The following is a 20,810-nucleotide window of genomic DNA, read 5'->3' on the forward strand; positions in this document are numbered from 1 at the left end:
CCTCACACTATCTGGGTTTTATGTCCTAACAAGAATGGCGACAGCTATAAATAATTTACATTGCTTTGTTTGATCGCAAAGCAATGTAAGGTAGCTTGAAAAGGAAGAAAGGAAGATCCGCATTTTCCTCCTTTTCAAGGCGAGATTAAGAGGCGTAAATGTAGAAATTTATGCCAAGTCGGGACTGCCAACAAAATCTCTTATTTAGCTTCCATCCAGTTCTTGCCAGTATGTACATCCACTTCCAACTTGACTGAAAGCTCCACCGCCGACTCCATGGCCGCTTTGATTTTGGGTTGTAATTCGGCAACTTCATCGGGTGGTACTTCAAACACAAGTTCATCATGGACTTGTAATAATAATCGCGCTTGATAACCTCGCAAAAGTTCATCCACCCGTAACATCGCAATTTTGATAATATCGGCGCTAGTTCCCTGAATCGGAGCATTGACCGCCGATCGCAACAGCGCCGCCTTTTGGTAACCACCAATCTGGCTAATCCCGTGAAAATAGCGCCGTCTTCCTAATATAGTTTTGACAAAGCCATCCCGTTCTGCTTCTACTTCCACACTTTGCATATAAGTAGAGATTCTTTCGTAGCGCTCCTTGAATTTCTCAATAAACTGCTTCGCTACTTTTACAGGCACACCAATATCACGGCTAAATTTCTGCGCTCCCATGCCATAGATCACGCCGTAATTAATGATTTTCGCCAAGCGCCGCTCATCACTAGTTACTTCTTCCTTCTCTAAGAGCAGTTGTGCGGTGACAGTATGCACATCTTCACCCGCATTAAAAGCTCTCATCAATTCAGGTTCTTGACTCAGGTGGGCAAGAATCCGCAGTTCAATCTGCGAATAATCCGCCGACATTAATATCCAACCCTCTTCAGGCAAAAAACCTGCTCTGATCCGCTTACTAAAAGCTGTGCGAATGGGAATATTTTGCAAGTTAGGATTAGAACTGCTCAAGCGTCCTGTGGAAGCAACAGTTTGATTGAAATCTGTATGTACGCGCCCAGTCTTGGGTTGAATCAGCGATGGCAAAGCATCGACATAGGTGGACTTGAGTTTAGCAAGGGTGCGATTTTCGAGAATCGTGTCAATAAGTGGATCTTCACCTTCCAATTTGTTGAGAACCGCAACATCGGTGGAATAGCCTGTCTTGCTTTTACGTGATTTCTTTGTGAACTTTTCGCCGAGTATTTCTACTAAAATCTCACTCAACTGCTTGGGAGAATTAAGATTAAATTTCTTTCCAGCTTGGTCATAGGCCGCGATCGCTAAAGCATCCAAATCTTTCTCTAATTCCAAGGAAAAAGCACTCAAAAATTCTCTGTCGATCCTAATCCCGCGCCATTCCATCTCGGCAAGAATCGGCTCTAAAGCCATTTCCACATTTTGGAATAAATCCCAAAGTTCGGGAACCGCAGTTAATTGCTCTTGTAAAATCGGTCTAATGTGATAAGTGATATAGGTGTCCATACCGCAATATTGGGCAACAGAGGAGATATCTACTTCGGCGATCGATTTGCGCTTACCAACTAGAGTTTTGTAGCTGACAGTACGAATCTGGAGCAAGTCCATCGCCATATCATCAAGCTTATGACTAGCTTCAGGATCGATCACATAACTAGCGATCATCGTATCGAATACAACACCTGTAAGTTCAATTCCTGCCGCCTTAAACATCAAGCGATCAAACTTAGCATTCTGTAAGTATTTCGGATAACTAGCATCTTCGAGAATGGGCTTAAGAATTTCTCTCACTTCTGACCATTGCAGATTTTCCCCTTCACTATGGCTTAAGGGAATATAAGCAACATCACTAATGGAGTTACCCCAACAGCAGCCAATCCCCACCAATTCCGCCTCAAAGGGATTTAGTGCCGAAGTTTCCGTATCCCAAGCTACTGCTAGTTTAGTACTGCGGAAAGATTCCACTAACTGCTCTAATTTGGGAATTGTGTCTATAATCTGCACATCTAACTTAAGCGAAGCAGTCGCTGCGATCGCTTGATCATTTTCCTGCTTAGCAAAGTCAAACCACAACTCCTCATCTTCTCCATTACCTTGATTTTGAGAGGTCTTACTCCCATCTCCCTCTGGGAGAGGGGCTGGGGGTGCGGGCTTCTTATCATAATTCCCCGACAACTTTGCTTGAATCTGATCAACCCGATTCACAAAAGCTTTAAGCTCAAGCTCTTCTAGTAAAGGAATTAACTCTGCGGTATCAAAACCTGTTAATTGGCAATCAGCGATCGCCATTGGGAGCGGCACATCAGTTTTGATCGTCGCCATAAACTGCGAATGCTTAGCCGCTTTAATTCCCTGCTCTAACTTAGTTTTAACTGCTCCCTTCATCTTTGGCACGGCTGCCAAAACATTCTCTAAGCTTCCGTATTCCTCAATTAATTTAATCGCCGTTTTCTCGCCAATCCCCCGCACTCCAGGAATATTATCCGAAGCATCACCACATAAAGCCTTATAGTCCACAACTTGGGTGGGTAATACTCCTAGCCTCTCTTTCACCTGATCAGCATGGTATTCCACAATCTTATCTTTTTGACCAATGTTCAGCACTGAAATCCGCTTTTCCGCATCAATCAACTGAAACAAATCGCGATCGCCACTTAAAATCTTGACGGTGTAACCCTCAGCACTCGCCGCCTGTGAGAGTGTTCCCAGCACATCATCCGCCTCAAAACCCGCCTGAGTAATCGCTGGCAAATTCATTGCTGCTAAAACTTTCTGTAGGTTCTGCATGTCAGGAATAAAACTTTCAGGAGTTTCTGAACGATTTGCCTTGTAAGTATCGTCAATCTCATGGCGAAATGTTGGTGTGGCGAGGTCAAAGGCAATCGCTACAGCTGTGGGTTTTTCGCGATCGAGCATCTCTATTAATGCTTTCAAGAAACCAAAACAAATACTAGTGGGGATTCCTGTTGAGGTTCGCAAGCCGCCTTCTGGATGTTTGCCAAAGGCGTAAAAGGCTCGAAACGCGAGGGAATGTCCGTCAACGAGTAAAAATGTGGGGTGTTTTTGTTCGCTTGAAGTCATGATGCTCTTTTAAAGTTTTGACGATCGCTATTGGCAGTATAAATTGCTCTGCGAATTAAGTTTTGCTTAGGATATAAAACCAAGATAAAGGCGGCGCTGTGCGCCGTCTTTATCTTGGTTTAGTTCTAGATGTAATACCAAAACAAAAAACGGCTAAGCCGTTTTTTGTTTTGAAAACCTTTATACCAATTCACGAAAGTATTGCCACACTTTTGTAAATTGGTATAAACAAAAAAGACTCGCTCAGCGAGTCCTTTTTGTTTATGCTGATTCGGGTTTAGGTATCGAGGCTGGATGCTGCAAAATCTCCGCCGTAGATAGTTTTTCCACCATGTCACGGGTAATTAGACATTTGGTGACATCCTTACGTGAAGGCAACTCATACATCATGTCTAGCATCAACTGCTCGACGATACCGCGTAAAGCTCTCGCCCCTGTTTTACGGCGATAGGCTTCCTTCGCGATCGCTTGAACCGCATCCATCTGAAACTCAAGCTGGACATTATCCATTTTTAAGAGCTTTTGGTATTGCTTGATCAACGCGCTGCGAGGCTCAGTCAAAATTGCCATGAGCGCTTTTTCATCAAGGGGATCAAGAACAGCCGTTACAGGAACCCGACCAATAAATTCAGGAATCATCCCAAACTTGACCAGATCATCGGGCTGGAGGTTTTTCAAAATCTCCGCAGTCCTCTTTTCGCGGGGAATCGACTCGCCTTGCTGCACAAAGCCCATCGACTTTTTGCCAATGCGCTGCTCGATCAGCTTTTCCATGCCACCGAATGCGCCACCGCAAATAAACAAGATATTTTTGGTGTCAATCTGAATGCAGTCTTGGTAAGGATGCTTACGTCCACCCTGAGGCGGTACGTTGGCGATCGTGCCTTCGAGCATTTTGAGTAAGGCTTGTTGTACACCTTCACCCGAAACATCACGGGTAATCGAAGTATTTTCACCCTTACGCGCAATTTTATCGATTTCATCAATATAAATAATGCCGCGCTGAGCCTCTTCAACATCAAGGTCAGCAACCTGTAAGAGCCTCAGTAAAATATTCTCTACATCTTCACCGACATAGCCCGCCTCAGTAAGTGTCGTAGCATCAGCAACCGCAAAAGGTACATCTAGCATTTCTGCTAAAGTCTGAGCTAACAGGGTCTTCCCACAACCCGTGGGACCAATCAACAAAATATTCGACTTCTGAAGTTCAACCCCATCTTCAACCTGACCTTTGCCAGCCGACTCGATAAAACTTAGACGCTTGTAGTGGTTATATACAGCAACCGACAAAACTTTTTTGGCTTCGTCTTGACCAACTACATTTTCATCAAGATAGCGCTTGATATCGCGAGGCTTGGGAATCTGACTAAGATTAAGATTTGCCGCAGTTTTAGTTTTCCGCTTTTCATTGGCAGGATCTTTCCGTTGAGTAGATTGAGGCGGAGCGCTGTTAAACAACTCCTCATCGAGAATTTCGTTACATAAATCCACGCACTCATCACAAATGTATACCCCTGGTCCTGCAATGAGTTTGCGTACCTGCTCCTGTGACTTACCACAGAAGGAACATTTAAGATGAGAGTCATATTTACTGGGCATAAGCTATCTCGCTGTGGCTAGACTAGGGATAGGACAGATGGCTGGAGGCTTTTAGAATTGGTTAAAACGCGATCAATTAAACCATATTGTTGAGCTTCCGCAGGGGACATAAAGAAATCACGCTCAGTATCTTGCTCGATTTGCTCAAGTGGTTTGCCTGTGTTAGCAGCTAGCATCTCATTGAGCGATCGCTTGATGTACAAAATTTCCCTTGCTTGAATTTCGATATCAACTGCCTGACCTTGAGCGCCACCAAGAGGTTGGTGAATCATGATCCGTGCATTAGGCAAAGACATGCGCTTGCCCTTAGCACCAGCCGCCAACAAGAATGCGCCCATACTAGCCGCCAAACCCATGCAGATAGTGCAAACATCGGGGCGGACGTGGTTCATGGTATCAAGAATCGCCATGCCCGCATAGACTGAGCCACCAGGAGAGTTGATATAAAGATAAATGTCCTTTTCAGGATCTTCAGCTTCTAAAAATAAAAGCTGCGACATAATCAGGTTCGATGTGGTGTCATCTACTTGCGAACCCAAGAACACGATGCGCTCACGCAGTAAGCGCGAGAAAATATCAAATGCTCTCTCGCCTTTACCTGATTGCTCGACTACCATCGGTACAACCTGATTTTGGGTCGATGCGATCGCAAATTGATTTGATTTTAATTGACTAGATAAAGGAAGCATTCGTTTTGAATTCACCATAATTTTGATGCCTGATCCTAGACAAAACCTGATTAGCTAAGCTTGAGTGGCAAATCTGAGGTTTTGCCATACAGATTTAAGAGTTATTATGCCTCAAAAACAGTATTAGTATTTAGCCATACTATTCTACGCAATTTATAAAGTAAGAGGGGTGCAAAGCACCCCTCTTACTTTTAATTAAGCTTCTTCAGATGTTGCCTCAACAGTTACCACATCTGTATCAGTCTCTGGAGAGATAGTTTCGAGGGCTTCAGGCTCTGGTTGGAGCGAGCCTTGCTCAACTAACTCAATTTCACAATGCTCGATCAACCATGCCACAGCGATCTCAGTCAGCATTTCCTCACGAATCAAGCTAGCTAATCTAGCGGGATCGATATTAGGATCTTTGAGCATTTCCAAGGTGTTAGCAACCCTTTCTTTAAGTTCAGCTTCATCAACTGTAAGCTTTTCCTCCGCAGCAATTTTATCAAGGGCTACTTTGCGACGGAGACGGTTAACCGCCTCTGGTTGATTAAGGCGACGCATTTCTTCAACCAATTCCTTGGTAAACAGTTGCTTTGCCATCGCAGGATCGATGCGCTCTTGCAAGTAGCTAGCCTGTTGTCTCACCAAAAAGTCTAGTTCTTGCTGCAAAAGGGTTACAGGTAGATCAACTTCAAGTTCAGCAGTAAGAGCTTCAAGCACAGCACGTTCCTTGTTGGCTTTAGTCTTAGCTTCAGCTTCGTCAATGACACGCTTTTCGAGGAGTTCGCGTAATTCGGCGATCGTTTCTTTGTCGCTGATCGATTGGGCAAACTCGTCATCTAAAGCTGGCAGCTCACGACCTTTGATCGATTTGATCGTGACAACATATTTGATTTCCTTGCCGACATATTCTTCGGGGTAATATTCTTCAGGAAAAATTGACTCAACTTCAATGACCTGATCGATATCTGCACCGACGATCGCCTGAACGACTTCAGGAATAAAGGCTTTTTCATCAACATCTAACTGAAAATCCTCTTCACCAGCGTCAGGCAATTCTTCGCCAGTGGCGCGATCAAGGACTTTAAGATCAACGGTAACGACATCATTTAAAGCCACAGGGCGATCTTCGATCGGGACGATCGTTGCTTTGCGAACTTGAAATTCGTTTAGGGTGCGATCAACTTCTGTCAAATCTGGCTTAATTTCTTCAGCCTTAACCGTGAAGCCTTGATACTTGTTGAGCGTTACTTCTGGCTCAACATCGATCGCCGCTTTAAAGGTTACTTCTTGCCCTGGTGTGAAGGTTTGGACAAGAGTTTCAATATCGGTAATTAGTTGAAAGCCGCCCAGTGCTTTATCTTTAACTTCTTTATTCTCAGCAAGAGCTTCGTTTAAGGTTTTTTCTAGCAATTCTTCAAGAACATTTGCTTTGAGTCGCTGACTGCCAACTTGTCTCAATACAAGTTGAGTAGGCGCTTTGCCTTTGCGAAAACCAGGGACTTGCATCGTGCGCGTCAAGTCTTTGACGATGCGATCGTATATTGCTTGAGACTTTGCTCCTTCTACTTGAATGTCAAAACCAATTTGACTAGCGGGAAGCTTCTCTAGAGTGACCTTCATTATTTAAATATGCCTAGATTAAGTATGCCTAGATTTGAATATATCTAGAAATCAAAAACATTTTTTGGACTTTTGCCAACTTTTGGCAAAACTGTCAGCAAGTGCCAAATTATGCCAAGTCTATGATAATACGATATTGGCGATCGCATATTTCAAAAAGCTCCAACAATTCTCATTATATAGCTGTCGCCAAGTGTATAAAGACATAAAACCCAAGAAGAGAATGGCGGCGCTTCGCGCCGCCATTCTCTTCTTGGGTTTAGCTTTTGCCCTAACACAATCGACGGCAGCTATAAAAGTTGTTTTTTCAATCCAGCCGTTGGCTGGATTAAAAAAACAACAGCTTTGGAGTTTCTAGCGCCGAAGGCGCTAGAAACTCCAAAGCTGTTTTCACAATGAGGATTGCTGAAAAAATCCTAAATTAAGTGATAGTACTTAGCTACAAAGCGCTACACCATTTTATATTTCGGTATTACATTAACTTACGGGACATAACTGTAGCGCGACTATCAGTTGGCTTCGTTGGTGATGTGGGCTTAGTAACAGCATCACGAGGCGAAGGGGTCATTGATTCAGACCCATCTAATAAAATTTGTAATTTAGGTCCCGTGGTCGCCAGCCGAATAGTCATACCATCCTGTATGCGTTCTTTATCAATTTGCTGATCATTAATATATGTACCGTTTGTACCAATATTGACGATTTCCCAATAGAGAGAGTGACGATGTAGCTCGACATGATAGCGAGAAACAACAGAGCTATAAAGAATCACGTCATTATCTCCCGATCTCCCAATCCGAATCACAGGCTCAGATTCAAATTTCCATGTTTGGATTGGGGTAGCTTCAATGGGATGTAGCAAGTTTAGCGTAATCACAGGTTTTAATGCAGTAATTTTGCAGGACGTAAGAAAGTTTGACTGCAAATGCTACAGGATTTGCACTTATTTCAAAAGTTTAGCATTGACTTTAATGATGATGGCAATCAGATCTTAGAGTAGACAAGGACACTTCGTGCCTTTATCAACATCTACTCAGCAATTCTCATTATGAAACCGATTTTGGTGTTTCCAGTACCGAAGGCACTGGAAACACCAAAATCGGTTTTTTGAAAGCCCGCCGTTGGCGGGCTTTCAAAAAACCGATTTTTATAATGAGCTTTGCTGACATCTACTGAAAAATTGAAAATATCTATGCAAACTGTCACTATTATTGGCTGCGGCGTAATCGGAGCAATGATTGCCTATGAATTAAGCAAATGCAAAGAATATGAACTAAATGTGACAGTTCTGGAGCTAAATACTAGCCCTGCAATGGTAGCCACAGGCTCGGCACTGGGGGTGCTGATGGCTGCTTCTAGTTCTAGGGCAAGAGGTGTTTTAGTAAAGCTGCGCTTGGCAAGTTTAAGTAAATACGATCGCCTGATTACTGAGTTAACCGAGCAAACAAAACACGATATTCTCTACAACCGCAATGGCATTTTAAATTTATATCGATCGCCTGATGCTGAAACCAAATCGCGATCGCTATCTGAGATTCGCCAAAGACAGGGATTTAATTTGCAATGGCTTGATCGCGATCAAATTTCTCTAGAGTTCTCGCAATGGCAAACCGATGGTGGCTTATTAAGTCCATGCGATCGGGCGGTGCATCCCACCCAGTTAGTAAATGCCCTCGTTGAAGCCGCAACTCAAAATGGGGTGAAGTTTCTTTGGAATACCCCAGTCGAAAATTTAGAAGATCTATCTAGCGATCGCCTTATTGTTACATCAGGCTTAGGCTCTAACCCTCTACTTGCGCCTCTTTTAAAAGATCATCCCAAATACGCGGGACAGAATCTCATGCAGCCAGTCAGCGGTCAAGCATTGCTGCTGCATATTCCAAACCTAAACTTAAAAAACGTAGTGCATATAGAAAATGAAGATGGCTCCGATCTGAATATTGTGCCGTTAGGTGGCGATCGCTATTGGCTCGGCGCAACCCTAGAATTTGAACCAAACGAACTACCCAACGAGTCAAATGTGTCCCTATTACTAGAACAGGCGATCGCATGGTGTCCCACTTTTGCCAAAGCTGAAGTTTTAGAAACATGGGCAGGCGATCGCCCGCGACCACTTGCCAATCAATCGCCAATTTTAGGGTTTGCGCCAGATCATCCCCACATTTTGGTTGCTACAGGTCATTATCGCAACGGTGTGCTGATGGCTCCAGTGACAGCTCAAATTACTAAAGATTTACTCTTAACTGGTACAAGCGATTTACCTTGGCGACCATTTATGCTCTAGTTATAGCTGTCGCCATTCTTATTAGTACATAAAACCCAAATAGTGTGAGGCGGCGCGAAGCGCCGCCTCACACTATTTGGGTTTTGATTTGTCCTGATACAGATGGCTATAGCTATATGTTTAATACCAAAGCACAAAATGGCGAAGCCATTTTGTGTTTTTAAAACCATTACTGGGTTTGGTTTTCAATTGACGAAAGTGTAACCACACTTTCGTCAATTGGTATTATTCGGGTAGTTTTAAAGAATTTAAAATTTCCCAACGCTTATCTATAGGAGCTTTTGAACCATCAAGATTGTTTGTATCAGTAACCTCAAGGGCAGGAGCATCAGGTGCAATCTTTGGATAAGGAATAGCCAGCAATAATTGCTCATATAGCCATATTGCAGGGTCAAAATAACCAGAGGGAGATAAAGACTCTACTAAATCATCTGACTCGATTTCGCGCTCCCTAGGATATTCGCTTTCTGGAAGTGGCTCAGCCAGCCAAATCATCTCAGAATTATCGATCGCCAACCTGTAGTTAAATTGCACCAATGTGCGATCGCAGGTCAAAGTCATAATTGTCGAAGCTTTAGCAATAACCTCTATAAAAGAACCAACATGGCGTACACTAATTACCCCTTGCACAGGCGTTAGCGTCTCAAGCCCCTCGATAAATTCCTTAAATTCAAATTCTTCAGTTGCATTTACGGCTTTGGCAATCTGAGGGATGTATAACTTTTCCATTAGCTGTTCACTAACTTAACAATCAAATGACGATTTGGCTCTCGACCCTGACTATGGGTTTCAATATCTGGAAATTCTTCTAAAAGCTGGTGAATATATCGGCGATCGGCGGACGACAATTGTTTAATAACAAACTCAGTCTGGGTCTCACGCACTTGTTGCACGGCTTGTTCTGCCAAGGACTGCAAATCAGTTAAACGTTTTGACCGATAGCCATTCAATTCAACGGTGTAAAAATTATGATTTTTCTGATCTGTTGTTTCTTCTGCGGGTAGGTGAAGATTTAGCAGAATGCTAGCCAAATATTGTAATGAGTCAAGTACTATGCCATCCCGACCAATCAACCTTTGAATTTGCTGCTCCTGTAGACCACCAGCATTTATCTCTAGCCAATAGTTCTTAGAGCTAACATTAACCTGTTCTGGAGATGCTTCCGCAAGACGAATATCAACCAATGTTGTATAACCCATCAAACCTAAAAGCTCTTGCAGCCAATTTGCACTTGCTGAAGTATCTTCCATAAACTTTAAAATTGCCTGATCAAATATCTGTTAAATGTAATTTCAATACTAAATGGGGTGACGCGCCGCGTCACCCCATTTAGTTAAGAACCTTTCTTCTTTTTCTTGTTAGAAGAGTTAGGCTCAAAGGGTAAGGCAGACTTAGTAGGACTTTTTGTATCTTTGTCTTTATCATCAACAACAACTGTCTGTTTAGTTTTTGCATCAACAGTCTTAGTCGGTTCAGATTTACTAGATACGGTAGATTTAGAGTCGGCTTTGGTAGCCTTAGCAGTAGGCGCAGAATTTGCCGAAACCGCAACTAATTTTTGCAAGTTTTCAGGAAGTGGCTCTTTAGCAACAATAAAGGCTTGTAAAGTCTGGAAAATATTGGCTATCAACATGTAAAGCATTACACCTGATGGCAAGGGGAAAAACAAAAACATACCAGAGAAAATAATTGGTGTGAGTTTGTTCATTGTGTCCTGTTGCGAAGTCTCAGGAGAGGGATTGCTAGGCTTAGGAGTGGAGCCACTAGAAATATTTTGGTTGGCATATAGACTGATACCAAAGCCCAAGACCATGATCACAATATCCCAGTTAATGCTGCCATCAGCATTAGTTACACCTGTCTTGCCAAGAGCCTTGATGAACAAGAAACCTTTATTAGATGCTAATCCAGGTACTGTCGCTTGAACAGTCACATCACCCGCTTGCTTAGCAACTACAGTGCCATCTTCTAGAACCTCAACTAAGTCCTGACCCTTAGTAACTTTCCACCTCGTAGTTAGCTCTACATCTGGATATTCAGTAGCGAGAGCATTGAAGTCTTTGCCTTGAGAAGTTTGTAAAACAATCTTGGATTGCTCGCCAATCGCTAAGTTTGTACCGTTTACAGCGGTAGCCAGAACTGGGAAATGCACGCGATCGGCAAAGTAAACGTTTTGGCTAGGAGAAGTGAAAGGCTGATGCTGAATCTGAGCAGCATTCTCAGGAGTCGCAATCTGAAAGTTAAGAGAATAGTTAATATCCGCAAAGGGCGATCCTCTGAGGGTTGCAAACAACGCAAACAAGATTGGTAATTGAATTATTGCGGGTAGGCATCCTGACAAAGGATTGCCAAATTCTTTGAAGTTTGCTGAGTTAACTTTGGCTAGCTCTTCTTGCTGCTTAGCAGGATCACTCTTATAGCGCTCTTGAACTTCTTTGATTCTTTGTTGCATCACAGGGTTAGCAATTTTCATGCGCCGCATACTGCGAAGCTGATTAGCACTAACAGGGAACAACACAAAACGGACAACCAACGTTAATGCAATAATTGCCAATCCATAGTTCGGCACGATGCCGTAGAAAAAATCTAGGAAAGGCAACATTATGTTGTTGGAAAGAAAACCTACACCGAAATCCATTTTCTACTTTACTGTTGGGTTTGCATCCGAATGATAACGAATATCACTCATGAAAATTAAGATCGCCCAAGATTCTAGTCTTCAAGAACGATCTTTAAATATTTTAGGCTTTGCCGCCGATCGCGCCACTTATGTCTTGCGCTTTGAGGCTTAGCTTCGATTCGATATATTCGTATGTTTCGCGAAATTTAGGCAAAGACTTGAGTTCAAGGCGAGAACCATCTTTGAGGGTAAGTACCATGTCTCCCCAGCTACCCAAACCACGAGGGACGGTGACAATCTTGGCAATTTCCGCATACACAATGTCTGTGCGGGTCTGACCTCGCCAACCACCTGTGACGGTAATGCGTCGGTTGGTAATGCGATACCTTACCCACAATGCTCTTGCGATCGCGGCAACGCCAAATGGGATTGTGATCACAAAAATACTCATCAGCAAACTAATAATCAGATCGCCAATGTGAGGTGCGCCTTCATAATAAACTTCCTCATTAATTGCCATGCAAAACCTTCGCCTTTGCTAATAAATTCCTTAGGTCGTCCCAAAGTTCTTGATAACTTGGCTTGCTTGTAACAGTAGTGACTGTTACAACTATTTGCAATCCATGCTTCAATTGTGACAGAAGTTGACGAAAAATGGCGCGAAGTTGACGCTTAAATCGATTACGGGTTACCGCCAACTTGCTGACTTTTTTACTTACAACTATGCCTATCCTGATAAAGGGATCATTGCTATCAAAAAGAATTCGCAAGCTTAAGTAAGTGCCTCTGTAGCGATCGCCTTTGGCATATACTTTTGCGAAGTCTTCGCGCCGCCGTAGACGGTTTTGGTTAGGAAGCACTAGAGATTAACAATTGCAAATCAAGTACAAATAATGATTGTGAATTAAATCTATTAATAGCTGATCTTATGGCAGCTTATACAGTTGTGAGGCGAACCCGACCTCTGCTACGACGAGCTTTGATTACACGGCGACCTGTAGGAGTTTCCATTCTGGCGCGAAATCCAGAGGTGCGCTTCTTTTTGCGGACACTACCGCGTAGGGTACGTTTTGTCATAACCGTTACTTACTTATTTAGTTTCAAAAGATGTCATTTTTTCACAGGCTTCCCAGTATAACACCTGTGTTTAGCCTATGTACAGTTTTACCAACAAGGCAGAGCAATTAATTATAAAAAGTAAAGAGAGCGCTCAGCGCTCCCCTTATACCAAAGCACAAAATGGCTACGCCATTTTGTGCTTTTAAAACCCTTACTGGGTTTGGTTTTCAATTCACAAAAGTGTTGCAACACTTTCGTGAATTGGTATTACTTTTTTAACGAATGTACTCTTTTAAAACGCTATTGCGATTAGGGTGACGCAATTTGCGGAGAGCCTTAGCTTCGATTTGGCGGATGCGTTCGCGAGTAACATTGAAGATTTGTCCAATTTCTTCGAGGGTCTTCATGCGACCGTCATCAAGTCCGTAACGTAAACGTAAGACATCGCGTTCTCTGGGGCTAAGGGTTCCCAATACGCTTTCAAGATCTTCACGCAAAAGGCTCTTAGCAACTTGATCGTCAGGAGTTTCACCCTCGGACTCGATAAAGTCACCAAGGCGGGAGTCTTCTTCTTTACCGATTGGTGTTTCCAGAGAGATCGGCAACTGAGCTGATTTGGCAATAAACCGTAGTTTTTCAATCGTCATCTCCATGCGGGTGGCGATTTCCTCTTCGGTTGGCTTGCGCCCCATTTCTTGAGAAAGTAACTTGGTTGTTTTCTTAATCCGTGAAATGGTTTCGTAAAGGTGAACAGGGAGACGAATAGTACGAGACTGATCGGCGATCGCACGGGTAATCGCCTGACGAATCCACCATGTCGCATAGGTCGAGAACTTATAACCTTTTTCATGGTCAAATTTCTCGGCGGCACGGATTAAGCCTAAACTGCCCTCTTGGATTAAATCTTGGAAAGACAATCCACGATTCATGTACTTTTTGGCGATCGATACCACAAGTCTCAGGTTGGACTGCACCATTTTGTCTTTAGCACGGCGACCAGAGTGGAGACGTTTGCGAAACTCTCCGAGGGGCATCCCCATTTTGATAGCCCAGTCTGGTTCCCTGACATCATCAGGATGGCAGTCAACTTCAGTAGCTAATTCTTCACGCTTTAGCTCTAGTTCAAGCAGATCGGCAATTTTTCTAGCTAGCTCAATTTCTTCATCGGCTCTAAGTAGACGAATACGACCGATTTCTTGGAGATACAGGCGAATTGAGTCTTCGGTAAAATGCTTTTTCTTAGTCTGGCTAGCTCGTTTTTTAGTCCCCCTTGCCTTGCCAGCTTTGTCAGGGTCATCGTCAGAGTCAGCGTCTTCATCTGAGTCATCAATTAAATCGTCCTTTTCGAGTTCGATATCATCATCTAGGTCTTCAAGGTCTTCTTCAATTTCTTCGAGATTTCCGCCAAGTTTGCCAACAGGCAACTTGATTTCAATAGGTAGGTCGATGGCTGTTTTGCTCATGCCAGATTCCTCAGATCCGTACTGTCTAAAACTTTGTGCTACGGGGAATTACACCTAGATGATTGTAGCTTGCCAAATATAAAAATGGTGGTTTTGGCTACTTAGAATTATTAAAAACCTATCTAAGGGGTAATTTACAATTCGTGAATTCAGTCAATGCGGTGTAATTCCTACTTATATATTTATAGTCTAACGATGGTAAACCCAACTATAAAAATTTTTTGGCAAAAGAATTTTGAAAACTATTAACGCGATCGCCAAAAATATCTTCAAAAAATAGAGCCGTTTAGCAGATACATTTATTAAGTATTATTAATTTTTGATTATGCTTAAGCTTAATAAAATATCTCTAGCCTCAGTCGGTTTATATGTTGGCGGAATTCTTTTTGTAGTAGGATTTTGGGCTTATGCAAAGGGTAATTCGACTTTGAATTTAGTCGGATTTTTCTATGGGTTTCCCATCTTATTGGGAGGATTTGCATTTAAATCTTCAGAAGTAACACCAACCCCTGTGATAGTTCCTGAAACTGAGGCGGTTTTGGCTTTGCGTAAGTTACAAGAAACTCCAACCCAAAAGCAGTTACGCAAGGATGTGACTCGCTATCGCTATGGGATTAAGGCTCACTTGGATGAAATCCTAGAAAAAGTGGGGATGAGTCCTACGGATGAGGAGCGCCCTATCCTAGTTGGCATCTATGAAGAAATTTCTCAAGCTGAAGAAACGAAAGGAGCCTATAGCTTAGTTTTACGATTCCGATCGCCTTTGATGGGTTTTGAGGCTTGGCAACAAAAACAAGATAAATTAACGCGATTTTTTGGTCCTGGGATATTAGCTATTGTCACAGAATTAGAAGATAAGCAAGTTGATTTACGCTTGATTTCAGAAACCTCTGCGGTAGTTAGTGGTTAGTAAGTGGATGAACATAAATAATTACAAACCCAAACCCGTAAAGTTATGCCCCGAAGGGGCATAACTTTACGGGTTTGGGTAATTTATTTTGTACAAGTACTTAAATTAGGAATAGGACTAGTTAGTGGCTTTAGTTTCTTTAGCAGCTTTGGTGGCGGGTGCAAGATCTGGAAAGTTAGTTAGTTTTCCCACGGATACTGTGCCTGCTTTGGCAGTGCGTCCTGATCGCAGTGCCGATATTTTTACGCTCAAACAGCGATCGTCTGATAAACCGCTAATTTTGATGGCGGCGAGTTGGCAAGAATTTCTACCATTTTTAGATACAAGTCATCCTGCGCTGAAAACTTGGGAACAAGTGGCGCAGAAATATTTTGCGGGAGCTGTGACTCTGGTTTTACCTGCTAGCGATCGCGGCTGTAAGTTAAATCAAGGTTTTAAAACTTTGGGTGTGCGAATTCCCGATAGCAAAATGGCGATCGCCATTTTGCAGCAAACAGGAGCAATGCTAACCACAAGTGCCAACAAAAGTAATCAGCCGCCATACCGTAGAATGCTCGAAATTCATGAGGCTTTCCCCTCAGTAATTACCCTAGGCGATGGAATAGATATTACTGAGCAGTTAGGTAGTGGATTGCCATCCACCGTAGTGGAGTGGACTATGGAGGGTTGGTTGGTGCGTCGCCAAGGTGCTGTCAATTTTTAGATCAAAAAGGGCGCTTTGCGCCCTTTTTGATCTGTTTAGATTGTTTGCCAATCTCGTGAGAATTGCTCTAGGTTAGCGGTGGTTAGCTCTTTTTCTAGCCATTGTAAAGCTGTTACTTGGCTGGGAAATTTCTGACTGTCGTAGTCTTGAAACACATCCAGCAAAGAAATAGCGACAGCCGTTTGTTCTGAGGCTAATGACCAACGCTGAAAGAACTGTTGCATGGTCTGGATGGGGATAGAGGCTTGAAGATTTTCTAATGCAGTAACTTGATTTGCCTCGCGTTTATAAACTTTTACAGCGTCGGTAAGGTTAATCAGTTGAAGCTGAGACGTGGGCGCTGGAGTTGGACTAGGTTGTGGGGTAAATGGGGTAGTTGTGGTTGACCCTATACCTGCATTAAGGTTTGACCAATCTTGGCGAAACTGAGTGAGTGATTGTGGCAAGAGTTGGCTTTGTAACCATTGCAGGGCAAGATTTTGATTGAGCATTTGAGCGCTGTTGTAACCACCTAATGCATCCTGCAAAGATGTTGCTGTCGTTGCTTGCCCCGATGCGATTTGCCAACGCTGAAAAAATTGCTGCAATATTTCTGGAGCAATACCTGCTTGTAAATTATTAAGCGCAGCAGTTTGATTGGGTAATCTAGCGCGGCTATAACTATTCGCCGCGTCAACGAGACTAATCGCACTCGCGGTTGGAATTGACGTTGCAGGCTCAGGACTAGTAGCAACAGGAGGACTAGTAGTGGTACTACCAGTCGGGGTTCCAGTAGTTGCTGTTCCAGTAGTTGCTGTTCCAGTTGATGTAGGAACAAAAATTGAAGGTGTGGGTGTGGCAGAGGGCGCGGGAGTTGTCGGTGTAGGTGATGGGCGGACAATCTCCACAAAGGTAACTGGTGGCGTGGCATCGGCGATCGCAGGTGCTTGCAGCTTTTTCCATGTTTGCTCTCCCACTTTGCCATCGACAGTTAAGCCATTGGCGCGTTGAAAAGCCGCGATCGCATCCCTTGTCCCCATACCAAAATCTCCGTCAATGCGACCTTGGTAATAGCCCTTATCTTTGAGTAATTGCTGTGCTTGGGCAACTGCTGAGCCTTTGGAGCCTGATAATAATGTTGGCAATCCTTGAGATGAAGCCGTCGGTACAACCGCACGCAGCTTAGCCCAACTTGAACTACCAACAATGCCATCGGTCACTAATCCATTCACTTTTTGAAATTTTAGAACAGCATTTGTAGTACCAGCGCCAAAATCGCCATCAATTTTGCCAGTATAAAATCCCTTGCTTTGGAGAAGTTGCTGCAACTCAGACACAGCACTACCCTTACTACCTTGTCTTAATATCGAGTCCATAATTAGCCCAGTGTTTTATAGTTCTTAATTGGCTCAAAATCTAGAAATAGAGTACACGAGCATCTATTCCTTGCGATCGCAAAAAATGTTTCAAAGATTCGGCAGCATCTCGATTTGGATATCCTCCAGCGTAGATATAGTTGCCACGACCTGATCTCGCCACAAATGCAGTAGGGATAAACTGCCTCACCTGTTCTAAAGTTGTGATCGTTCTCAAGGGAACTGCGGTAACGTAGCGATATTGTGCCGAGTTCTCAATACTATTAGTAGGTAAATAACTCGGCAATGTTACGAAGGGTGAATTACTAACAGGTTGAATAGGCTGAAAAGTCTGAGAAGTATAAGCCTGTTGAGCTGCTACACCACGACGTTGTAATTCTCTACTCACAAAATCGGCAGTCGGGGCATCGAAAGCTCCCGCGACGATGGATGTCTGACCATTGACCGAAGCAACCACAGGATTAGTGACAACTTGCCTTGCAATATTTAGAGTTGCAGGATTGTTGCCTGCGATGTAGACCACAATGTTGCCTAATTGGGCATTAGCATTAGCGATCGCCACATTCCAAAAACCCCAGCTTGCGATCGCCAAACCGATAGCTTGTTTTGCCCAGTTAGATATTTTCATCGTTTTTAGACCTTTAACCCTAAAGCGACCTAATTGTTCATGAACCTAAATTAAATTCTATAGCAATAAGTAGAGGGGGCGTTTTAGATTTTTTGGGGCGCGGCGAAGCCGCGCCCCAAAAAATCTAGCGCAAGAATTTAGTGTTGCGGCGCTTTGCGTTGTAACACTAATTCTTGGGTGGGAGTATCTCTATAAATTCCAGCCTTTGGCTAATAACTCCAAGGATATAGACTCATGCCACTGATCTAGTAGCAATCCAAACTCCTCTGTATGTATGCCTTTGCACCATAACATCAACGCATCTTCGCCCGTCACTTCATAATATTTCGGTCTTCGACCAATTTCCTTAAAACCAAAACTTTCGTATAGGGCGATCGCGACATGATTAGATTCGCGAACTTCGAGGGTTGCCCATTCTAATTGGCGATCGCGGGCTTTCTTGAGCAAGCCCCAAACCAGCGACTTACCAAAACCTTGACCCTGATATTCGGGACGCACCGCTAATACTGTGATATGTGCTTCTTCAAGAATTGACCACAAACAGCCAAAACCTAATAGTTCATGATTTTCAGTAGTTAAGCCCAGTACAAGACTGCTGGGATTGTCAATTTCGCGCTGATAGGCTTCTAAGCTCCAGAAATTGCCAAGACACGCACAATCGATCGCCTGTAGCTGTGATGAAAAATTTTGATCAATCTCACTTAGATAGATTCGGGTCGATAGGCTCATGTGTTGTAATTATCTAAAGATTTAATTAGGATGTGCGGCACAACGCGCCTTAATACCAAAACAAAAAATGGCTATGCCATTTTTTGTTTTTAAAACCCTTACTGGGTTTGCTTTTTATACCAAGGTAAGAAATGGCTACACCATTTCTTACCTTGAAAACCCTTACTAGGTTTAGTTTTTAATTCCCCAAAGTGTTGTCACACTTTCTTGAATTGTTATAAATAGCCCAAACGGATTATTGATCGATGTCAGAACTCATGCCAATTGTATATCTCAGCGTGGTTAGCTTTTTTGCTTGGATTGTTAGCACTTTGGCAGGTGGGGGCAGTCCATTCATCTTAATTCCGTTAGTTAACCTTCTCATGGGAGCCAATGCCGTTCCACCTGTAATCACAATCGGCATGTTTTTTGGCAATGCCCATCGAGTTTTACTGTTTTGGCGGGATATTGATTGGGTATTGACAGCTTGGTATGCTCCTGGGGCGATCGCAGGGGCAATTTTGGGAGCCTATACCTTTACGCAAATCCATCTCGATTGGTTGCAAATAGTGATTGCCATTTTCCTAATCGTGAGTGCCGTTTTATTTGAACTAGAAAAAAGTCCCGAAAAAACTGTTGCGAAGGATCAGGAAAAACAGATTGAATTGGTCGATGATTCTAAAGAGTTACAAGAGATCGAAAAACTGATTGAGATTAATCAGTTAGGAGAATTAAGTGAATTAAGCGCTCTTGAAAAGTCAGAATTAATTCCCAAAGAAGTAAAACCCAAATTTCAACTTCAGGCTTGGCATATTATGCCTGCGGGTTTCCTCAAGGCATATGTATCGGGCTTAGTCGGCACAACTGGCCCCGTCTTAAATCCCTTTTATCTGGGCTATGGCTTAGTCAAGGAGAAAATGCTAGCTACTAAAGCAACTCACATGACAATTATCCATGTCGTGAAAATCATTACCTACGGGGCGTTAGCAGCGATGTCTAAAGAGCAAATTGTCGCAGGATTAGCGATCGGATTAGCCGCAATACCCGCGAATCTCATTGGCAAATATCTCCTTAGTCGCATGAGTCCTCAACAGTTTCGCCAAGTGGTTCTTGCTTTTATGGCACTCGGCGGATCATGGATGCTGTGGCAACAAAGAAGTTTGTTTTTAAATATCTTGTAGCTAGAGATAAGTTTTGAGGCGATCGCCTATTCATTCAAAAAAGACTGAATAGTTTCTCTAAATTTTTCTACTTTAACAGGTGCAACTAAGTATGAATCTGCACCTGCTTCCATTGCAATAGATTCAGTTATTTCTTCTTCACATACCGTAATTACAATCACAGGGATATTTTTTGTCTTTTCATTGATTTTTAAATGGTGACAAACTTCAAGATCATTAGGATGAAACTGTTCGAGAAGAATAATGTCTGGCAAATACTGTGTTGCAATTTCTAACAAATTTTCACTGTAAACTGATTCAATACAATTCAATCCCATATGTCTAATCAAACGGGAAAAGAAATTTACACTTACGCAATCGTAAACATCAAGTACTGTGTATTTTTTAATTGAAGCTAAATCAAATTTTATATTTTCTTCTCTCATGGCATTTGAAATATCAGAGAATACAAGAGGTTGCTTTTCTAGGTGATGGTTGGCTAATGTGGGATGTGTTCTAAAACGTCCATTTCATACTGATGAAAACGACGCAAATACTTCGATCACGATTTAGCTGACCAGTGCCTTGATTCTCATTGCTGCTTGTCTACATTAATGTTTTTTGTACTAGTGTAGGAATTAACTCAGTTATCAGTAATCAGGAAAAACTAGGCTTGTATTTGTTTCAATCAATCATAGCGAAATCGGCTTGCAAAACGGGAATAGATAAACTTAATGATTGCTATAGATCCACACTTCAGAAATAAGAATTGGTTTATAGTCTTACAGAGAAATTTTGAGAAGTGATGTAAGAATTGTTAATCTCATAAATCTGATGCCAGCCTCATAAATTTAGATGGAAATCATATTCTCCTCATACATTAATATCCTGATACAGCAAAGAGCCCCTTTAATCGGTTGCAAAGACAACAAAAAACTAAAAATATTGAGTTAAAACGACCTATAAAA

20 protein-coding genes are annotated in these 20,810 nt (G+C 42.7%); 4 read left to right on the top strand and 16 right to left on the bottom strand.

Annotation, left to right across the window (positions count from 1 at the left end; translation table 11 throughout):
- Positions 1–200 precede the first annotated feature (200 nt).
- The 5 genes from polA to H6G05_RS10260 all read right to left on the bottom strand — a co-directional run bounded on the left by polA (position 201) and on the right by H6G05_RS10260 (position 7,829).
- On the bottom strand, positions 201–3,059 hold the full coding sequence (gene polA / locus H6G05_RS10240; RefSeq protein ID WP_190578081.1) for a DNA polymerase I: 2,859 nt from the start codon (positions 3,057–3,059) through the stop codon (positions 201–203).
- A 261-nt stretch (positions 3,060–3,320) separates the two neighbouring features.
- Positions 3,321–4,658 carry an ATP-dependent protease ATP-binding subunit ClpX gene (gene clpX, locus H6G05_RS10245; protein WP_190578082.1) on the bottom strand — a complete coding sequence of 446 codons (1,338 nt, stop codon included), beginning with the start codon at positions 4,656–4,658 and terminating at the stop codon, positions 3,321–3,323.
- Between the two features lie 17 nt (positions 4,659–4,675).
- Positions 4,676–5,347, bottom strand: a complete 672-nt coding sequence (gene clpP / locus H6G05_RS10250; RefSeq protein WP_190578083.1) for an ATP-dependent Clp endopeptidase proteolytic subunit ClpP — start codon at positions 5,345–5,347, stop codon at positions 4,676–4,678.
- A 195-nt stretch (positions 5,348–5,542) separates the two neighbouring features.
- Positions 5,543–6,952: a trigger factor gene (tig, locus tag H6G05_RS10255; protein ID WP_190578084.1), complete on the bottom strand. Its 1,410-nt coding sequence runs from the start codon at positions 6,950–6,952 to the stop codon at positions 5,543–5,545.
- 472 nt (positions 6,953–7,424) lie between these two features.
- On the bottom strand, positions 7,425–7,829 hold the full coding sequence (locus tag H6G05_RS10260; RefSeq protein ID WP_190578085.1) for an FHA domain-containing protein: 405 nt from the start codon (positions 7,827–7,829) through the stop codon (positions 7,425–7,427).
- 315 nt (positions 7,830–8,144) lie between these two features.
- On the opposite strand from H6G05_RS10260, the gene H6G05_RS10265 reads away from it, so the two are divergent.
- Entirely contained in the window at positions 8,145–9,236 is a 1,092-nt protein-coding gene (locus H6G05_RS10265) for an NAD(P)/FAD-dependent oxidoreductase (protein ID WP_190578086.1), read from the top strand.
- Positions 9,237–9,461: 225 nt separating this feature from the next.
- On the opposite strand, the gene H6G05_RS10270 is transcribed toward H6G05_RS10265, so the two are convergent.
- From H6G05_RS10270 to rpoD, 7 genes are all read right to left on the bottom strand, one after another.
- On the bottom strand, positions 9,462–9,965 hold the full coding sequence (locus tag H6G05_RS10270) for a YceD family protein (RefSeq protein ID WP_190578087.1): 504 nt from the start codon (positions 9,963–9,965) through the stop codon (positions 9,462–9,464).
- A complete protein-coding gene (locus tag H6G05_RS10275) occupies positions 9,965–10,486 on the bottom strand; it encodes a Jag family protein (RefSeq protein WP_190578088.1) in 522 nt (173 codons plus the stop codon). The genes H6G05_RS10270 and H6G05_RS10275 overlap by 1 nt, the downstream gene beginning before the upstream one ends.
- Before the next feature lie 83 nt (positions 10,487–10,569).
- Positions 10,570–11,874 carry a membrane protein insertase YidC gene (yidC, locus tag H6G05_RS10280; protein ID WP_190578089.1) on the bottom strand — a complete coding sequence of 435 codons (1,305 nt, stop codon included), beginning with the start codon at positions 11,872–11,874 and terminating at the stop codon, positions 10,570–10,572.
- 103 nt (positions 11,875–11,977) lie between these two features.
- Positions 11,978–12,376, bottom strand: a complete 399-nt coding sequence (locus tag H6G05_RS10285) for a PH domain-containing protein (protein WP_190578090.1) — start codon at positions 12,374–12,376, stop codon at positions 11,978–11,980.
- On the bottom strand, positions 12,366–12,716 hold the full coding sequence (rnpA, locus tag H6G05_RS10290) for a ribonuclease P protein component (RefSeq protein WP_190578091.1): 351 nt from the start codon (positions 12,714–12,716) through the stop codon (positions 12,366–12,368). Before rnpA ends, H6G05_RS10285 begins: the two co-directional genes overlap by 11 nt.
- A 76-nt stretch (positions 12,717–12,792) precedes the next feature.
- The gene (gene rpmH / locus H6G05_RS10295) at positions 12,793–12,933 is read right to left on the bottom strand and encodes a 50S ribosomal protein L34 (protein WP_094534927.1); all 141 of its coding nucleotides are present in this window, start codon (positions 12,931–12,933) and stop codon (positions 12,793–12,795) included.
- A 257-nt stretch (positions 12,934–13,190) separates the two neighbouring features.
- Positions 13,191–14,378: an RNA polymerase sigma factor RpoD gene (gene rpoD / locus H6G05_RS10300; RefSeq protein WP_094534929.1), complete on the bottom strand. Its 1,188-nt coding sequence runs from the start codon at positions 14,376–14,378 to the stop codon at positions 13,191–13,193.
- A gap of 325 nt (positions 14,379–14,703) precedes the next feature.
- Between rpoD and H6G05_RS10305 the strand changes: the two genes are divergently transcribed.
- Positions 14,704–15,288 carry a DUF2854 domain-containing protein gene (locus tag H6G05_RS10305; RefSeq protein ID WP_190578092.1) on the top strand — a complete coding sequence of 195 codons (585 nt, stop codon included), beginning with the start codon at positions 14,704–14,706 and terminating at the stop codon, positions 15,286–15,288.
- Positions 15,289–15,412: 124 nt separating this feature from the next.
- Entirely contained in the window at positions 15,413–15,991 is a 579-nt protein-coding gene (locus H6G05_RS10310) for an L-threonylcarbamoyladenylate synthase (protein WP_190578093.1), read from the top strand.
- Between the two features lie 35 nt (positions 15,992–16,026).
- On the opposite strand, the gene H6G05_RS10315 is transcribed toward H6G05_RS10310, so the two are convergent.
- The 3 genes from H6G05_RS10315 to rimI form a co-directional block, all read right to left on the bottom strand.
- Entirely contained in the window at positions 16,027–17,346 is a 1,320-nt protein-coding gene (locus tag H6G05_RS10315) for a peptidoglycan-binding domain-containing protein (RefSeq protein WP_190578094.1), read from the bottom strand.
- A gap of 40 nt (positions 17,347–17,386) precedes the next feature.
- Positions 17,387–17,974, bottom strand: coding sequence for a hypothetical protein (locus tag H6G05_RS10320; RefSeq protein ID WP_190578095.1), 588 nt, complete (start codon positions 17,972–17,974; stop codon positions 17,387–17,389).
- Positions 17,975–18,163: 189 nt separating this feature from the next.
- On the bottom strand, positions 18,164–18,703 hold the full coding sequence (gene rimI, locus H6G05_RS10325; protein WP_190578096.1) for a ribosomal protein S18-alanine N-acetyltransferase: 540 nt from the start codon (positions 18,701–18,703) through the stop codon (positions 18,164–18,166).
- A 257-nt stretch (positions 18,704–18,960) separates the two neighbouring features.
- Between rimI and H6G05_RS10330 the strand changes: the two genes are divergently transcribed.
- A complete protein-coding gene (locus H6G05_RS10330) occupies positions 18,961–19,863 on the top strand; it encodes a sulfite exporter TauE/SafE family protein (protein WP_190578097.1) in 903 nt (300 codons plus the stop codon).
- Positions 19,864–19,889: 26 nt separating this feature from the next.
- Here the strand turns inward: H6G05_RS10330 and H6G05_RS10335 are convergent, their stop codons facing one another.
- Positions 19,890–20,288 carry a response regulator gene (locus H6G05_RS10335; protein ID WP_190578098.1) on the bottom strand — a complete coding sequence of 133 codons (399 nt, stop codon included), beginning with the start codon at positions 20,286–20,288 and terminating at the stop codon, positions 19,890–19,892.
- Positions 20,289–20,810 lie beyond the last annotated feature (522 nt).

The sequence above is a fragment of the Phormidium tenue FACHB-1050 genome (genome assembly GCF_014696925.1).
Lineage (GTDB): Bacteria > Cyanobacteriota > Cyanobacteriia > Pseudanabaenales > Pseudanabaenaceae > Pseudanabaena.

Excerpts from the sequence above, each read along its gene's own strand:
- polA (WP_190578081.1), bottom strand. The coding sequence starts at position 3,059 with ATGACTTCAAGCGAACAAAAACACCCCACATTTTTACTCGTTGACGGA.
- clpX (WP_190578082.1), bottom strand. The coding sequence starts at position 4,658 with ATGCCCAGTAAATATGACTCTCATCTTAAATGTTCCTTCTGTGGTAAG.
- clpP (WP_190578083.1), bottom strand. The coding sequence starts at position 5,347 with ATGCTTCCTTTATCTAGTCAATTAAAATCAAATCAATTTGCGATCGCA.
- tig (WP_190578084.1), bottom strand. The coding sequence starts at position 6,952 with ATGAAGGTCACTCTAGAGAAGCTTCCCGCTAGTCAAATTGGTTTTGAC.
- H6G05_RS10265 (WP_190578086.1), top strand. The coding sequence starts at position 8,145 with ATGCAAACTGTCACTATTATTGGCTGCGGCGTAATCGGAGCAATGATT.
- H6G05_RS10270 (WP_190578087.1), bottom strand. The coding sequence starts at position 9,965 with ATGGAAAAGTTATACATCCCTCAGATTGCCAAAGCCGTAAATGCAACT.
- H6G05_RS10275 (WP_190578088.1), bottom strand. The coding sequence starts at position 10,486 with ATGGAAGATACTTCAGCAAGTGCAAATTGGCTGCAAGAGCTTTTAGGT.
- yidC (WP_190578089.1), bottom strand. The coding sequence starts at position 11,874 with ATGGATTTCGGTGTAGGTTTTCTTTCCAACAACATAATGTTGCCTTTC.
- H6G05_RS10285 (WP_190578090.1), bottom strand. The coding sequence starts at position 12,376 with ATGGCAATTAATGAGGAAGTTTATTATGAAGGCGCACCTCACATTGGC.
- rpmH (WP_094534927.1), bottom strand. The coding sequence starts at position 12,933 with ATGACAAAACGTACCCTACGCGGTAGTGTCCGCAAAAAGAAGCGCACC.
- rpoD (WP_094534929.1), bottom strand. The coding sequence starts at position 14,378 with ATGAGCAAAACAGCCATCGACCTACCTATTGAAATCAAGTTGCCTGTT.
- H6G05_RS10305 (WP_190578092.1), top strand. The coding sequence starts at position 14,704 with ATGCTTAAGCTTAATAAAATATCTCTAGCCTCAGTCGGTTTATATGTT.
- H6G05_RS10315 (WP_190578094.1), bottom strand. The coding sequence starts at position 17,346 with ATGGACTCGATATTAAGACAAGGTAGTAAGGGTAGTGCTGTGTCTGAG.
- H6G05_RS10320 (WP_190578095.1), bottom strand. The coding sequence starts at position 17,974 with ATGAAAATATCTAACTGGGCAAAACAAGCTATCGGTTTGGCGATCGCA.
- rimI (WP_190578096.1), bottom strand. The coding sequence starts at position 18,703 with ATGAGCCTATCGACCCGAATCTATCTAAGTGAGATTGATCAAAATTTT.
- H6G05_RS10330 (WP_190578097.1), top strand. The coding sequence starts at position 18,961 with ATGCCAATTGTATATCTCAGCGTGGTTAGCTTTTTTGCTTGGATTGTT.
- H6G05_RS10335 (WP_190578098.1), bottom strand. The coding sequence starts at position 20,288 with ATGAGAGAAGAAAATATAAAATTTGATTTAGCTTCAATTAAAAAATAC.